10 protein-coding genes are annotated in these 15,915 nt (G+C 34.2%); 7 read left to right on the top strand and 3 right to left on the bottom strand.

The window, feature by feature from the left end; translation table 11 throughout:
- The first annotated feature begins 41 nt into the window (after positions 1-41).
- A complete protein-coding gene (locus D7004_RS04810; protein ID WP_123204741.1) occupies positions 42-752 on the top strand; it encodes a LytR/AlgR family response regulator transcription factor in 711 nt (236 codons plus the stop codon).
- 928 nt (positions 753-1,680) lie between these two features.
- Here the strand turns inward: D7004_RS04810 and D7004_RS04805 are convergent.
- On the bottom strand, positions 1,681-2,631 hold the full coding sequence (locus D7004_RS04805; RefSeq protein ID WP_123204740.1) for a hypothetical protein: 951 nt from the start codon (positions 2,629-2,631) through the stop codon (positions 1,681-1,683).
- A 207-nt stretch (positions 2,632-2,838) separates the two neighbouring features.
- Between D7004_RS04805 and D7004_RS04800 the strand changes: the two genes are divergently transcribed.
- Together D7004_RS04800 and D7004_RS04795 are read left to right on the top strand one after the other, a co-directional pair.
- Positions 2,839-3,264, top strand: coding sequence for a MarR family winged helix-turn-helix transcriptional regulator (locus D7004_RS04800; RefSeq protein ID WP_123204739.1), 426 nt, complete (start codon positions 2,839-2,841; stop codon positions 3,262-3,264).
- Between the two features lie 12 nt (positions 3,265-3,276).
- Entirely contained in the window at positions 3,277-3,732 is a 456-nt protein-coding gene (locus tag D7004_RS04795) for an organic hydroperoxide resistance protein (RefSeq protein WP_123204738.1), read from the top strand.
- 97 nt (positions 3,733-3,829) lie between these two features.
- On the opposite strand, the gene D7004_RS04790 is transcribed toward D7004_RS04795, so the two are convergent.
- Complete coding sequence (locus D7004_RS04790; RefSeq protein WP_123204737.1) at positions 3,830-6,370, bottom strand: membrane or secreted protein; 2,541 nt, start codon at positions 6,368-6,370, stop codon at positions 3,830-3,832.
- A 174-nt stretch (positions 6,371-6,544) separates the two neighbouring features.
- On the opposite strand from D7004_RS04790, the gene pta reads away from it, so the two are divergent.
- Together pta and D7004_RS04780 are read left to right on the top strand one after the other, a co-directional pair.
- A complete protein-coding gene (pta, locus tag D7004_RS04785) occupies positions 6,545-8,632 on the top strand; it encodes a phosphate acetyltransferase (RefSeq protein WP_123204736.1) in 2,088 nt (695 codons plus the stop codon).
- A gap of 8 nt (positions 8,633-8,640) precedes the next feature.
- Entirely contained in the window at positions 8,641-9,840 is a 1,200-nt protein-coding gene (locus D7004_RS04780; RefSeq protein WP_123204735.1) for an acetate/propionate family kinase, read from the top strand.
- A gap of 29 nt (positions 9,841-9,869) precedes the next feature.
- On the opposite strand, the gene D7004_RS04775 is transcribed toward D7004_RS04780, so the two are convergent.
- Complete coding sequence (locus tag D7004_RS04775; protein WP_244214247.1) at positions 9,870-14,291, bottom strand: translocation/assembly module TamB domain-containing protein; 4,422 nt, start codon at positions 14,289-14,291, stop codon at positions 9,870-9,872.
- A gap of 77 nt (positions 14,292-14,368) precedes the next feature.
- On the opposite strand from D7004_RS04775, the gene tsaD reads away from it, so the two are divergent.
- Positions 14,369-15,370 carry a tRNA (adenosine(37)-N6)-threonylcarbamoyltransferase complex transferase subunit TsaD gene (tsaD, locus tag D7004_RS04770; RefSeq protein ID WP_123204733.1) on the top strand — a complete coding sequence of 334 codons (1,002 nt, stop codon included), beginning with the start codon at positions 14,369-14,371 and terminating at the stop codon, positions 15,368-15,370.
- A gap of 103 nt (positions 15,371-15,473) precedes the next feature.
- Positions 15,474-15,677 carry a hypothetical protein gene (locus tag D7004_RS04765; RefSeq protein ID WP_123204732.1) on the top strand — a complete coding sequence of 68 codons (204 nt, stop codon included), beginning with the start codon at positions 15,474-15,476 and terminating at the stop codon, positions 15,675-15,677.
- Positions 15,678-15,915: the final 238 nt, after the last annotated feature.

Here is a 15,915-nt window from a genome sequence, read left to right as displayed (position 1 = left end):
TTTTATATTTAAAATGGCTAAATCACGAAAAATCTATAACTATGAAACTTACGTGTATTGTAATCGCCAATGAACCGATTGGTAAATCAAAAATCTCTAATTACATCTCCTTGATGCCAGCATTAACGTTGTCTGAATATTACACAAACCCGCACCAAGCTGTAGATGATATCAATCAGTTAGAACACAAAATAGACTTTCTGTTTACAGAGATTGAAATGCCGGCATTGTCTGGATTAGAAGTTTGCAGACAGATTGGCTATAAAATAAGACACATAATATTAGTTAGTGCTATTTCTGAATATTGTATAGATGGTTATGGTGTGGATGCTCGCCGATTTTTGCATTCGCCGTTCACCTTTGAAATATTCGAAGCTAATTTGAAAGAATTAATTAATAGAATGGTGATTGAAGAACCATTTATAATGATAAAGCTAAATGGGAAAAAAAGTTTAATCAAAGTTCGGTTAAACGAAATAATTGCCGTTGAGGGCTATGGAAATTATATAAAGATCCATACTTTAAATGACATTTTGGTTCCATATTGTAAATTAAGTGAGATGGAAAATAGATTAAAGGATAATTCAATATTCAGTAGAATTAACCGTTCATTTATCATATCCGTTCGCCATATTGAAAAAATTGAAGGTAACAGGATCTTTTTATGTAATGGTGTTAATTCCGTTGTGAGTTCATTACATTGGCCTGCTTTAAAAAAAAGTATGGATGAGTTTTATTGCATCCTAAATTAATTGACAACAAATTTGACAATGGCTCTTAACACCAATCATTTATACCGACTAGATTTTCATAACTGTATGTAATCATCTGTCGGGCATATTCTTTAAATTATGATTTATTCACATTTTAAGTTCAGTTAATTTTTATGGATTATTGATTTCCTTCGATAGATATGATATTAATTGAAAGACCAAACACTATGAAACGTTCGTATCAACAGTACAATCTCGCAGCCAGTGGACAGCTCTGTAGGAAACCTTAATAATTAGCAGGTTATTCAAGCCCTTCTGTTTAGGGGAGATTAAAAATTAATAGTTTTTCAAATTTTATCTTTGGTTAAGAGAACTGAAATAAGCGATCAAAATTTTGGTTTTAATAAACTTCCTCATGTCAAAAAGTATACACGAAGCGATCAGTGATTCACAGGTTGTAAGTGACCTTTTAAATTTAAAATGTCACTTCGAATTAAAGCAAATACACGTCAAAATTGAATGGATTAAATTATATATTAGTTAGATCATATTTCATATAAAGATTGATTTTCTGGATATCGATCATTGCCTAATTTTAGTTCGAAAATTGTCTAAGGACGATCCTTTCAAGTTTTGAAATAGTTTGCAACTTTCGCCAATTCCTGCAAATCAGCCAAGAAAAAATTCGAAATCTGTCCATTAACGGCTACCATAGTGGGCAAATCAAATTTTTGTTTGATTTGCCCACTTTTTTTGCCCTAAGAAATCAACTTTAAGGTATCAATATTATCTTTCCCTCTTGATAAATCAATAAAACTGTCGTGCAAAATCAGGAAGGTGTACTCACATTGAGATTTTATTATTCTGCATTCAAAATCAAAGATTACATCATTAGCATTTTATCCCAGATTTCAAATTCTATCATTAACTTCTCAAACAGGCTTTCAACTCTGACAATCTTCTTCATTTACAGCTTACCAGATGAACGAACTCGCGAAGGCAACACCTGCTTTGAGGACGTGTTGGGAAGATTATAACGATATATTACTGCATTTTTTCCTTCGCTGATGCAGTAATAGGCTTTTCCGTCTGGGGTGAAACCAATAGCTTCTCCTTGTCGCTCTAGGATGTATGGAAGTTTTATTGGCATCCGCTTTAACGTTTGGGAAATTGATTCTTTACCGTTTCTCTGCCAATAATAAACGTTAGTATAAGTCTTTACTATAATCTGTCGCCCATCACGGGATATGTCGCCAGAGACAACATACTTTGCCAAACCCTTGCCTGGTAGGAAAAGGCTTCCCTGCTTTTTCATGGTAAGTGTATCTTTGTTTTTGAAGAAAAGAGCAGTTGAATATATTCCAACGGTATCCTGCCGTTTGGAAATGATAATCAATTCTTTCAAAATAGGATCAACCATTAAAGTTTCGGCATCCTGCGGACCATTTGGATATTTGAGGTGCACTGCCTCACTTTCTATCTGCATGGTACTGGAAAACTTGTTCGGCTCCTGGAAACGATATACTGTTACGTAAGGGCGGTTACTACCATTGTCTCCGATATCACCAAGATAAATGTAGCTTTTATCCTTTACAATGCCTGGGCCACCGGCTATATCTTCACAATCATTTACTCCAAAATGCTTTTGCGATGGATCTCCCTTGAAATATAATGTGGAAACCAAATTCCCTTTCACATCAATGGCAAAGAACCGTGAGGTGTCACCACTATCATTATGCACAAAAAGTAGATTATTTTTCGATGTAAATAAGCCTGATATTTCGCTAAGCTCAGCAGGAATGATTTTAACTACAGTATTTTGTGCAGATGCAATGCTACCGAAGCAGAGTAACAGAAAAGTGAAAAATACAATTCTGGCAGGGGGATAGCCTGTTAGTCTATTTGTGTCAATAGTCATTATGGTTCAAGGGTTTAATATTCGAGGGCTAATTTGAACATCCTTTTTGGAACGAACAAGTCAATTACCACAAAATTAAATAGTAAGAAGTTTAGAATTTTCTTCTAACCCTCCAATTTTCAACTCTGCAACAGAATTGTCAAAGAAATTAAATTGTATGCAATTTAATTTTATAAAATATATATTTGTTTTGTTAAATCAATTTCAATGGATTATTTAAAACTAGAGAACCAGGCGTGCTTTCCAATTTATGCTTTATCAAGAGTATTAACTGCTCATTACAAGCCTATTTTAGACGAAGTTGAGCTGACTTACCCTCAATATTTAGTGATGATGGTTTTGTGGGAGCATAAACAATTATCAGTTAAAGAAATTGGCGAAAAATTATTGCTCGACTCTGGAACTTTAACGCCATTGCTAAAGAAGCTGGCATCAAAAAAAATGATTCTACGTGAGCGAAGTAAAACTGATGAAAGAATTGTAAAGGTAAGTTTAACTGATATTGGTTTACAGTTAAAGAATAAGGCTAGTTCTATACCCGAAGCTTTCAAATGCAGTTTGGGTTTAACAACTGAAGAAATTACATCATTACGAACAAGCATAAATACTATATTAAATAAAACTAAAAAATAAATAAAAATTTTCATGTCAGTAAAAGCAATGTACACAGCAGTAGCAACTGCAACAGGCGGTAGAAACGGAAATGTTTCATCATCAGATAACGTTTTAAACCTTGAGGTTAGAATGCCAAAAGAATTAGGCGGTGCTGGTGGTGCGTATACAAACCCAGAGCAATTATTTGCAGCGGGTTATTCGGCTTGTTTTGATAGTGCACTTAATTTAGTAATCAAAAATACAAAAACCGAAACCGGAACAACTGCCGTTAGAGCGCATGTTGGCATCGGCTCAAACAACGCAGGTGGTTTTGCCCTAGTAGTAACTTTAGCAGTAAATATTCCGAATGTTGACCAGCAAACTGCAAATTCATTAGTTGAGAAAGCACATCAGGTTTGCCCTTATTCTAACGCAATTAATGGAAATGTTGATGTTGCGCTTACTACCACCATCCAAAGTGCAGAAGAATTTGCAGCAGCAAATTAACATTAAAAGAAAACACTTATTTACACTGTATCAATTCTTCACTTTAGAAGTTTTGATACAGTTTTTTTTGAATGAATTAATCGCTCTTCTTTAAAGTTTAATTAATTAAATAAATTGAAGCAATCTCCAGGCTAATTGATTTGTCAGTTTGATTTTTGCTTACGGTAACTTCAAGTTTTTCAGCTTTATTAAGTTGAAATGCTGATTGCTTTAATGATTGATAATACAAAGGTAAAAAACCTGGATATGGTCTCGGCAATACAAGTTGTGCATCTGCTTTTAAACTGTTTAAGGGAATTTCTATCAACTTAAAATCTTTACCTACCAATATATCGGTTGAAAAGAAGTTTGCATCGGTATCTATCAAACCTATTTTCATTTTTGCGTTTTCTAAATTTGATTTTACTTTAATTACTAAGGTTTTGAAAGAATTTATTTCAGAAGTTCTGCCTGATATTTCCTCCCTAAAAAAGTGCTGAAAACCCATAGAGGTATTCTTTGGTGCATCCATACTAAGCTTGATGTTTAAAGCCTTTGGGTTTTCATCTGATGTATAATCTATGCGATTATTTTCCCAATTTGGGTTATAAACATCGATTTTTTTGCCATCAATATTAGGATTAAAGATTTCTAAAATCGAACCTTTTTTCGCAACATAAGTTTGATAATAAGCAGATTCTAAACTATCCCAGGCATATGGATTTCCTCTTTTGTTGGCTGGAAATGTAAAATAATCGCCGTTTGCTTTTTTAATGATAACCTGATATTTAACTAAACCCGCCTCTACTAAATTTGCAGGTATTTCAGCAACATAATTATATTCCTTTGTCTTAATTAATGGAACGGTTTTCCATCGATTATAAGAATTACTTAATTGCACAAAGGCAGAATCTTTTGCCTGTAAACCAACAATTTCGGTATTTACTTTAAAAGCAACACCTTGTGATACAGTTTCATAAGCCTGATGCTTAACAAATATATCTTCAGTTGATGATTTCGGTGCAACATATTCTCCTAATAAAATACTTCCAAATTTATATTGAGCAACGAGGTTTGTTTTTTGATTTTGCTTAACCAATAAATAGGTACCTGGAGAGATGTTGAAATTGCCACTATTTGCTTTATCACTGTATGTATTGCCTTGATTTAATCCTTTAACGGTGAAATTACTACCTAAATCTGATAGATTGATATCCATTGATAAATCGGCCCGGTTTATTCTGGTTACTTCTTTCTCTGGTGATGCTTTTGCAAAAGGATCTCTGATTTGAATGGCATCAGGCATCACTTCAAGTCGCCAAACGCCTGCAGATATCTTATCTAAAAAATATGCGCCTTTTCCTTCATAAGCAACAATTTTAGAGCTGCCAACACCAGCTAAATGTATTAATTTCTCGGTGCTTAAAGGTTTCGACAACGTGTTGTTTGTATAATAAAATTCTTGCTCGGTATTCATTTCACTAAGCGAATTTTCATAATCAATGTTAAAAGGTCCGAAGGTATTTCCATTGGTGGCATCTAAACGCTTAGTATTGTGAAAAACCTTCGAAGCAATTAGCAAGCTGATGGCTTTAGATGGTGTAAAAGCAAGATTTAGATAATGCGTTTGATATTCTGTATTGGCATAAGCAGTAGCCATTGGGTCGTAGGCGAATTGTGTTGCCCATTGAAAACCAGCTGCTCTGAAACTTCTAGCCATTGCAGGATACATAATTGGTGCCATAACATCTCCGGCATCAAATTCGTAAACAATTTTTGCCCTATTTTTAAATTCGGGAATGCTATCAAAAGGAATTTCATATTTAGATACATTCGGTAGGTAATTCCCTTGCAAAGTATGCCCGGCTACTAAACCAGTGGGGTACCATTGAAAGCTATGGCCCTGAACGTTAGCTTTTACAACTGCATCTGCATATTTTGGAGATTCGCTAATGTTATAAAAAATGGGCTTAGTCCAGCCACTACTTTTTATAGCTGCAACCATGCGGTTAACGTATTCGGTGGTTCGCTCATTTGGACCGCTATGTTGTGGCTCGTTGTTTACTTCTGTTGCCAAAACATCTACATCTTGCTGGTAGGTAAGGCCTGTATATGGATTTTTGTGTTTGAAAAATTGTTTAAGGTAATTCTCCTGAGCCTTAAAAGCATCCTCATTTACCAATGCTTTTTGCTTTCCATATTTGCTAGAGAAACTTCCTGTGTTTTCATCTTTTTCTGGATAGCCATTGCCCCAGAAAGCAATAGGTGTAATTAATATCTTGATTTTTCTTTTCTTAAGTTCTGCAACTAAAAAATCAAAAAGGCGCAAATGTTCATTATCAATTAAATTACCTTGAGCATCAGAAATTTCAGTATCCCAAACATGCACACGAAAGGCATCTAAACCTAATCTGGACAAATGATAAACATCATCTTTAATGGCTTGTTCGGGCTCAACGCCCATTCTTTTTATTGCCCTATTGCCATAAGCAAACGGAGCAGTATAGTTTACGCCAAAAAAGGCAGCTTCTTTATTATCTTTTTCCCAGCGGATTACACCTTTGCTATCAACATAAATTCCTTGTATATTTTGTGCATTTGATGCAAATACCAGAAATATGAGTGTAGTGAAGACTGAAAATCTTAAAAATTTAAACATCAACAAAACTAAGATAGAAATTCGGTGGTTGCAACAATAGAATTCTTAATTCGTTTTGATATTTTATGAGCTCTGCTTTACTCGTAAAAATTCTATACCATTATTTAAACGGCTTATAAATTTTTCCAACTATATTTAAAGCGATTGATTTATTAAATAAATTATGCCCATTTTATGACTAAAAATATCTTCATAGCATCAGCCGAACCTTATACAGGGAAATCAGTAATTGCTTTTGGAATGATTAATATGCTACTGGCAAAAACTCAAAAAGTTGGGTATTTTAAGCCTATAATTGCACAAGATGATGCATCGAAAAAGGATCTTCATGTAGAAGCCATGCTCGATTATTTTTCGCTGCCAATAAAATATGAAGATGCATTTGCGTTTACCAGGCAAGACATGCTCCATCAATCTGAAAATAGTGGAGAGATCATCAACACCATCATCAGTAAATACAAAAAACTCGAAGATAATTATGATTTTACGGTTATCGAAGGAAGTGATTTTTTAGGTGAGGGTATTGCTTTTGAATTCGAATCGAATGCTTTGATGGCCAAAAATCTTGGTGCACCTGTTTTGATTGTGGTTTCTGGGAAAAATAAAACAGCAAGCCAACTATTTAAAACGGCAATAAATATTTACCGTAATTTTTTGCTTCGCGATGTACAGGTTTTAGGTGTTGTTGCAAATATGGTTAATCCTGATGAGGCCGAACGTATTAAGCAAGCCTTAACAAATCAATTGCCTGCAGAGTTGTTGATTGCGGTAATTCCGATAGAAAATGGTTTGCAAAGCCCAACCATGAAAGAAATTACGGAAGCCTTAGGTGCTGAAATTCTATTCGGTGCAGATTTAATGGATAATCAGGTGGATAATTTTGTTACCGGAGCAATGATGTTGCCCAACTTTTTGCGCCACATTAAAGATAATCTGTTAATCGTTACGCCTGGTGATAGAGGCGATATCATAATCGGTTCATTACAGGCAAATTTATCGGCAAATTATCCGAAGGTTGCGGGTATAGTTTTAACCGCAGGAACATTGCCTGATGAACCCATGATTAAATTAATTGAAGGTTTACAAACCATTATTCCAATTATAGCGGTTCAAAAAGGCACATTTGAAACCACAACCGCTATTGGGGCAATACATTCTAAAATCACAATTGATAATAAAAAGAAGATTGCGTTAGCGATAGAACTTTTCGAAAGATATGTTGATATTAAAGCATTAGACGATAAAATTATAACCTTTAATTACGAAGGCATTACTCCACACATGTTTCAATATCAATTGGTTAAATGGGCCAAAAGTAAAAAGAAGCATATTGTTTTGCCTGAAGGTAATGATGATAGGATTTTGAAAGCGGTAGAAAAGCTTATTGCTCAAGATATTGTTGATATAACGCTTTTGGGCGATCCGGTTGAAATCTCGACATCAATAAAAAGGTTAGGTTTAAATTTAGATTTAAATTCGATTCATATCCATAATCCTGCTCATTCAGCACATTATGATAATTATGTAGAAACTTTATATGATTTGCGTAAGGCAAAGAATGTAAATATGGAAATGGCTAGAGATATGATGACAGATGTTTCATATTTTGGAACCATGATGGTGTATAAAGGAGATGCCGACGGAATGGTTTCGGGAGCAGTGCATACTACCCAACATACCATAAGGCCTGCCTTGCAATTTGTAAAAACAAAACCTGGTGTTTCGGTTGTATCATCAATATTTTTTATGTGTTTGCCCGAGCGTGTTGCCATTTTTGGTGATTGTGCGGTAAACCCAAATCCTACGGCGCAACAGCTTGCAGAAATTGCCATATCATCTGCAGAAAGTAGTGCTAAATTTGGCATCGAACCCAGAATTGCGATGCTTTCGTATTCGTCAGGTACATCGGGAGAAGGTGAGGATGTAGAGCGTGTTCGTGAAGCAACTGCTATTGTTAAAATGAGGCATCCTGAATTGAAAATCGAAGGCCCAATACAATACGATGCTGCCGTAGATCCTTTGGTTGGTAAACAAAAACTACCAGGTTCTGAAGTAGCAGGCCGAGCAAGTGTGCTTATTTTCCCTGATTTAAATACCGGCAATAATACGTATAAAGCCGTTCAACGTGAAACCGGAGCTTTGGCCATCGGACCAATGTTGCAAGGTTTAAACAAACCAATTAATGATTTAAGTCGTGGTTGTACGGTTGACGATATTTTCAATACCGTTGTGATTACAGCCATTCAATGTCAAGATGTTTAATATATTTTATGAATATTTTAGTAATTAATTCAGGAAGTAGCTCGCTTAAATACCAGCTTTTTCAAATGCCATCAAAAAGCCCGGTTTGTAGTGGTTTGGCAGAACGCATTGGTATCGACGGCTCTTTTATAAAGCATACGGTTTATATTAAAGGTGAAAAACACATTACGGAGCAAACCTCCTTTATTGCCAACCATAGTGATGGATTAAAGCAAATTTTGCAATTGCTTACTGTAGGAGAATTTGCCGTTATTGCCTCACCGGATGATATTGCAGCCGTTGGTCATCGGGTTGTTCATGGTGGTGAGCATTTTTCTGGCGCAACCGTAATTGATAATGAAGTTAAAGCACAGATAAAAAAATTATTCTCTTTAGCGCCACTACATAATCCGGTAAATTATAAATGTATTGAAGTAGCCGAAGAAACCTTTCCAAGTGCTAAGCAAATTGCAGTTTTTGATACTGCTTTTCATCAATCCTTACCGGCAGAAGCATATCGATATGCTATTCCCGAATCTTATTATAAAGAACACGGAATTAGAGTTTACGGCTTCCATGGCACAAGCCATAAATATGTAAGTGAGCAGGCAATTGCTTATTTAAACAAGCCAGAATCAAAAATTATTACCATCCATTTGGGTAATGGTTGTAGCATGGCTGCCATTAAAAATGGTAAATCTATTGATGCCAGCATGGGCTTTGGTCCTTTAAGTGGCTTAATAATGGGAACACGTTCTGGAGACATCGATCCATCTGTAATTTTCCATTTGATGGAACATGCTGGCTTTACCTTAGAACAGTTAGGTGCTTTGCTAAATAAACAATCAGGTTTACTGGGTGTTGGAGGCTCCAGCGATATGCGGGATATCAGAAAATTGTTAGGTGAAGGAAACGATTCGGCCAAGCTTGCGTTAGAACTTTATGCATACAGAATTAAAAAGTTTATTGGCGCTTATGCTGCTGTTTTAAATGGAATTGATGCAATTGTTTTTACTGCCGGAGTAGGAGAAAATGACACAGCAATGCGACAAGCCGTTTGTAAAGACCTGAGTTATCTAGGTATAAGTATGGATGATGATAAAAATCTGAAATACAAAGGGGAAATTTTAGCGATAAATGAGCCTGATTCGCGTGTTAAAATTTTAGTGATTCCAACAAACGAAGAATACGAAATTTCTAGTCAGTGCTTTGAATTGCTTAAAGTTTAATAGCATAAAAATTAAAAATAATCTCCGTTTTAGCGGCGGGGATTATTTTTAGTTTCGTTAATAATTGCTTCTTTATTTATGGTTTTCTTAACAGGCTGTTCGGCTTGTTTTTTTCTCAAGTTTCTTCTGTAGGCACCAGTTAATTTCTGTAGAAATTCTTTAAAAGTATCAAACTGCTGCGTGTAAACTAATCCTAACGAGGTTACATTTGCTGTTGCACTAATACCGCTATTTAAGAAAATGCTTTGTTGTGTAGGAGGTTTATTAGCCAGTTTTCCGGTTAAACTTCCATCTTTTTTAATCAAAAATAAGGCTTCAACTTCGCTACCAACATTGTTTTTTGAGAAATCGATAACGGTAAAATCACTCAAACTATTTCTATCAACAATACCCGCATTGATGATAAGCCTATCGTTAAAGAATTTAAATGATGCATTGGCTTCACTTAAAGATTTTACGTTTAAATCAACAAAGTTTAAATTTAAAGATGAAAGTACATTATTAAATTGATTGAAAACCAATTCGGTAGCTGTACTTGAAACGCTTGAACCCAATTGTTTTCCTATTGATTCTCCACCATTTCCTGGCGCAAAACTCCGTCTGATAATTAAACTGAAAGCTTGTAAATTTAAGTTATTCTGATCGCTTAAATACGTTTGTAATTCTTCTTTAATCGCCGGGTTGGAAGGGAAATTTATATCCAATTTAATGTCTGGTTGTAAAAGTAAACCTGTTAAACCCATTTCAACCTCGGTATTAACCCTTTGATTTGCATTTGCACTGGCATCTCTGTTGGCAGCCTTAAACAATTCATTTAAACTTGCTCTCAAAGCATAAACTGCTTTCAAGTTTATTTGGGCAGCAGTCGGATTACCTGTCCACCTAATTGTTCCACCTTGCCTAATTTCGAATTTTTTATTAATTACTTCCTGAGCGGTAAAATCAAAACTTCCTGTTTCAATAATGTAATCACCAGACATTTCAAAATCACCTAAGCTATTAATGTTCAGGTTTAATTCTGCATTTCCTTTTCCACTTAAATTACCAAGGTTAGTAAAAATATTTGCAGTCGTATTTGGGTCGATTGTTAATTTAAAAGTTAACGTTAAACCATCGAAAGTGGTGGTTTTCTTTACTACTTTGGCAGAATCTAAGCTAATAAAATTAATAAAATCTTTATCAGAAACCGTTTCCGAGCTGTTTAGTGGTAAATTAAAAACGGTACCCTTTTCAGTTTTCGCTTTTATATCTATTTTCATTTTACTGGTCGGGCCAATAAATTTAAATACACCGGTTCCGTAGGCCTTTCCATAGTAAACAGAATTATCTTTTGCCGTGGTGTTTAAGGCCATGAAATTGTTGGCTTCGACAATAACATTTAGCGTTGGATCATCAATGTTGTTCAAATCAACTGAACCCCTTGCAACACCCTCATTGCCTTCTATATCAGCAAGTGTAAAGTCACCAAGTTCAATTACACTGTTAACAACATTCACCTCATCAGAAATAACGTATGTTGTTTTTAGGTAATTAACCATAAGTTGGCCTTTATCTAAAGAAAGTGTTCCGTTAATTTTGGGGTTATCCAATTTGCCTTTTACAGTTAAATCAGATGATACATTTCCTTTAAGATTCGAAACCAGTTTTTTGACAAAAGGTTCAAAAATAGTTAGTTTACTATCATCCATTTTAACGCTTAAATCAATATCTTTCTCTTTTAAATCTAGGTTTCCGGTTAATTTAAAGGTTTCAGAACCATCGGCCATTACATTGGTAAAAACATTTATCTTCCTTTCTTCACTACTAAATGACGAGGTATCTGTTAACGTACCAATGTAAATATCATTGAAATTTAGGGAGTCTATTTTTAGATTGTCATTAACTTTTGGCGCTTTCAAAATGCCATATAAATTCGTTTCTCCATTTACATTACCAGCTAGTTTTACACCAAATCCCTTGGTAAATGGATTGATTGTTTTTAAGCTAAAATCTTTAAAGCCTACTTTTAACAAATCTTTAGGATTATCTGATATTAGTCCATCAACGGTTAATTGCTGGTTTCCGTTAGTTAAATCGAAATTTTTAATTTCGGTTTTGCCATTGTTTAGTATAATGCGAACCTTCTCCTGAATGCGCCACTCTTCACTATTAATCTTTAAAATGGATGGTAAAATGCTCAACCTTGCAGTAGTATCCTGGTTTTTAGTAAATTCTACTAAACCGTTTAAATCGAGTTGATTTTCCTCCTGAGCGCTAGACATTTTTAAGTTAAACGCTAAACTGTCATTCCGTAGGATATTTGAAATGTTTACATCTTTTATAAACAAACTATCATTAATTTGAACCCTATCTGATGTGATATTAAGTTGCAATTGCTGCGGAGTGGTATTTTCATCAACAATAATATTATTAACAACAATACCCTGATATTTTAAATTCTTTACAAAACCATTTAGTGTAGCAGTATTATTTCTCGAATCAAAATTTCCAATAAAGTTAGCACCTTCGGCCATTTCCAAACCAGGTGAAACCAGTTGTGCAAGTGGTTCAAACTTCTTAATCTTCAGATTGAATTGAAAAATTTGTTCGTTAAATTTGATGATTTTCGTTTGAAAAGACGGCACATACGTTTTCGCGATGGCTTTGTAGTAAGAGCCGATAGAATTTAAATCATACTTACCATTAATGCTGGCATCTAAAATATCAGATTTGATGGTTAAATTTCTTGCTACACCAGTACCATTTGCTGTTAACTCAACTGAATCAATGCTATACGTACCTTTAGGGTTTTTTAAAGTAATTTCCTGAACAAGCAACCTGCCTTCGATATTGTTAAGGTTTGTGCCCGAAAAATTAGTGTTAAATTTCGCATCAACCCTTAACGAATCTTTCATCAGATTGAGTGCTTTTAGTCTTGCTCCGGTAATTGTTGCGTTAAAATTGAAAACCGGTAATTTCGGGTTTAAGTTTACACCTCCATCGAAAAGCAATTTTATGTTTTTATCATTAATGCTTAGTTTTCCATCAAAATATTTATTCTCAAAAGTACCATCAACTTTTACGTTTCTGTAGCGGTAATTGTTAAAATCGATGTAAGTAATATCACCGTTTAATTTTTCTGTTAAATGGTTTAATTCTGTTCCTCTACCTTTTACATAAAGTGAAGATGTGATTTTTCCTAAACTTTTTTCATCAATTAAATTGCCTAAATTAAAATCGTAAGTTTTTACATTTCCGGTGTACGATGGAATATTATTTTTATCGATTTTCATATTCACATCAGAAACGATTCTTCCGATTTTGGTTTTAAACTCTCCGTAAGCTATAAAGTCGTTTTGAAAGCCCGTGAAACTGCCATTAAAATTGATGTTTCCGAATTTGTTTACTATAACCGGAACCAGTTTCTTTTTACTTCCTGTAATGCCTGCAAGTACCTCATCTAAGTCCGTTTTATTGGTTCCGGCCATTTCGATGTTCAAGTCCATAAAGGTTTCTTTCCACTTAGGTAAACCTTTAATAATAAAATCGCCTTTTATGTAAGTGGCCTTACCCGCTTTAATGGATAGTTTCTTTGCTTTTAAATTATTAACTAAGCCTGTAATTTGCCCATCAACATCTATGTCAAGTGTCATAGAATTCATTTCTGGTGCAAAAAAAGCGATGTCTTTAGATGTGATGTGGCTATCTTTAAAAATCGCTTTCATCCGTACATTATCGATGTATTTGTTAAAATCCTTGAAGTTGTTAAACCTCATCTGAAAATAATTGGATAAACGACTTTGATTAGTAACCAGCATAAGCTGTTTAAGCTCAATGGCATTCGAATCTACAGTAGTTTCTGCGCTTAAATTTTTTAAATAAAAACCGCTTCGTTCTTTAAGGGTAAGGTTCTTAATATTGGTTTTGAACAAATGATTTTTTAAATCCAAGCCCTCTAAAATTACGCTGAGATCCTTAACATCAACGTTATCAAAATTTACACTCTTGCCTTGAGTTAAATCTTTTGCCTTAAAGTTTTTGTATTTAAAATTTAGTTTGTTAATGATAATTCTACCAAAATCAAGTTTGTAAGGTTTTTTCTTTGGATCTTTTACACTTGGCTTACCAGAATCAAAATAATTAATAATGAAATCAAGGTTGGATGAATTATCTTTGAATTCTTTAAAAAAGAACGTTCCATTATTAATTTGGACGGTATTAATATCAATAATTTTGTTTTTAATAGAGAGCTGGTTGATATCAACCATGAAGGTAGGAGCATTTAATAAAGTATCTTTTTGAAGATCTAAAACCAATAATTCTTCAAAAACAACAGATTTGAAAGGCTTTATGTAAAGGCTCTTAATTGAAACAGTTGTATTAAGCTCTTTTGATAAATATGCAGCTGCTCTTTGTGCAAAATAAGTTTGAACAGATTTAAATTGCAACGAAAAGACTAGTAGCGCTAGCAACAAAATTATTGATGCGATTACCCAAAGGAGTATTTTAAATAGTTTTTTAATAATTTTGCAGCTTAAATAAAAATAATTTGTCTGTTATACTTGCTATCGAGTCTTCTTGCGATGATACATCTGTCGCTATATGTAACAACGGCAAAATTACGTCCAATGTTATTGCAAACCAAACAATTCATGAAAATTATGGTGGTGTTATCCCCGAATTGGCTTCAAGGGTACATCAACAGAATATTGTTCCGGCAGTACATCAAGCTTTAATAAAAGCAAATGTTACAAAGCAAGACATAAATGCCGTTGCTTTTACACGCGGTCCAGGGTTATTGGGTTCACTTTTAGTCGGTGTTTCTTTTGCTAAATCTTTCGCATTGGCTTTAAATATACCGCTAATTTCTGTCAATCATATGCATGCACACATATTAGCACATTTTATTGATGACCCTAAACCAAGTTTTCCATTCCTGTGTTTAACGGTTTCTGGTGGTCACACTCAAATTGTTTTGGTGAGGGATTATTTTGACATGGAAATTGTAGGCGAAACTTTAGATGATGCAGCAGGAGAGGCCTTTGATAAGACCGCTAAAATTTTGCAACTGCCTTATCCCGGCGGACCATTAATTGATAAGCATGCACAATCCGGAAACCCAAAAGCGTTTAAATTTGCAGAACCCAAAATTGATGATTTAAATTTTAGTTTTAGTGGTTTTAAAACATCTATACTTTATTTTATCAGGAAGCAAGAACAGGAAAACGCTAATTTTATTGCCGAAAATTTAAATGATATCTGTGCTTCAGTTCAGTTTAGCATTATTCAGATTTTGATGAACAAATTGAAAAAAGCAGCTAAGCAGTTTGGAATTACAGAAATTGCAATTGCTGGTGGTGTTTCTGCTAACTCTGGTTTAAGAAACACATTACAAGAAACTGCTGTTGAATTAGGCTGGAAAGTTTATATTCCTGCTTTTCAATATTGTACAGATAATGCAGGAATGATTGCAATTGCAGGTTACCACAAATTTTTAAAACAAGACTTTGTAGGACAAGACGTTTCTCCAATGGCAAGAATGGAGTTTTAATTTTGGAAGATTGAAATGTTTTTAAGGTTGGACATTATTAGTTTCCGGAAAAACATTCAAAATGCAGGTTTAATTATTTAATTAGTGAAAATTTATAATTTATATGACAGGAGCATCATTACTATTTTGGATAGTTTGTGCAATTCCTTTGATGGGAATTTTGTACTATCTAATTAGGAAAGATAAAAATAAATTAAAAGGGAGTTGGGGGGTAATTGTTTTAGGTGTACTATTAATCGCCGCAGTTTTGGTAATTGTGTATGTAACCAAAGATTTTAATGCAATTTTCACTCAAGACACGAATTAAATTGAGTGAAAAAGTTCAATCGATTATTGTTTTGGAGATTGAAATTAATTGACAAATATTTTCTTCCGATTTAATATGTAGTCTATTCGAACACTTCTTTTTAGTAGTTGATTAGGCTTAATGTCATAAAATTCTTTTACAGAAAGGCTAATGGCTAAAAGCATACAATGTATCCTTTATGGTTTTGTAATAACCACTCTCTGGTTTAAGTGTTCCAAAGGATCACTTAAATCCCTTT

It is taken from the genome of Pedobacter jejuensis, assembly GCF_003725795.1.
GTDB classification, from domain to species: Bacteria; Bacteroidota; Bacteroidia; order Sphingobacteriales; family Sphingobacteriaceae; genus Pedobacter; species Pedobacter jejuensis.
Note: the sequence above shows the minus strand (reverse complement) of the source record. Positions and strands in the feature narration are given on the sequence as shown.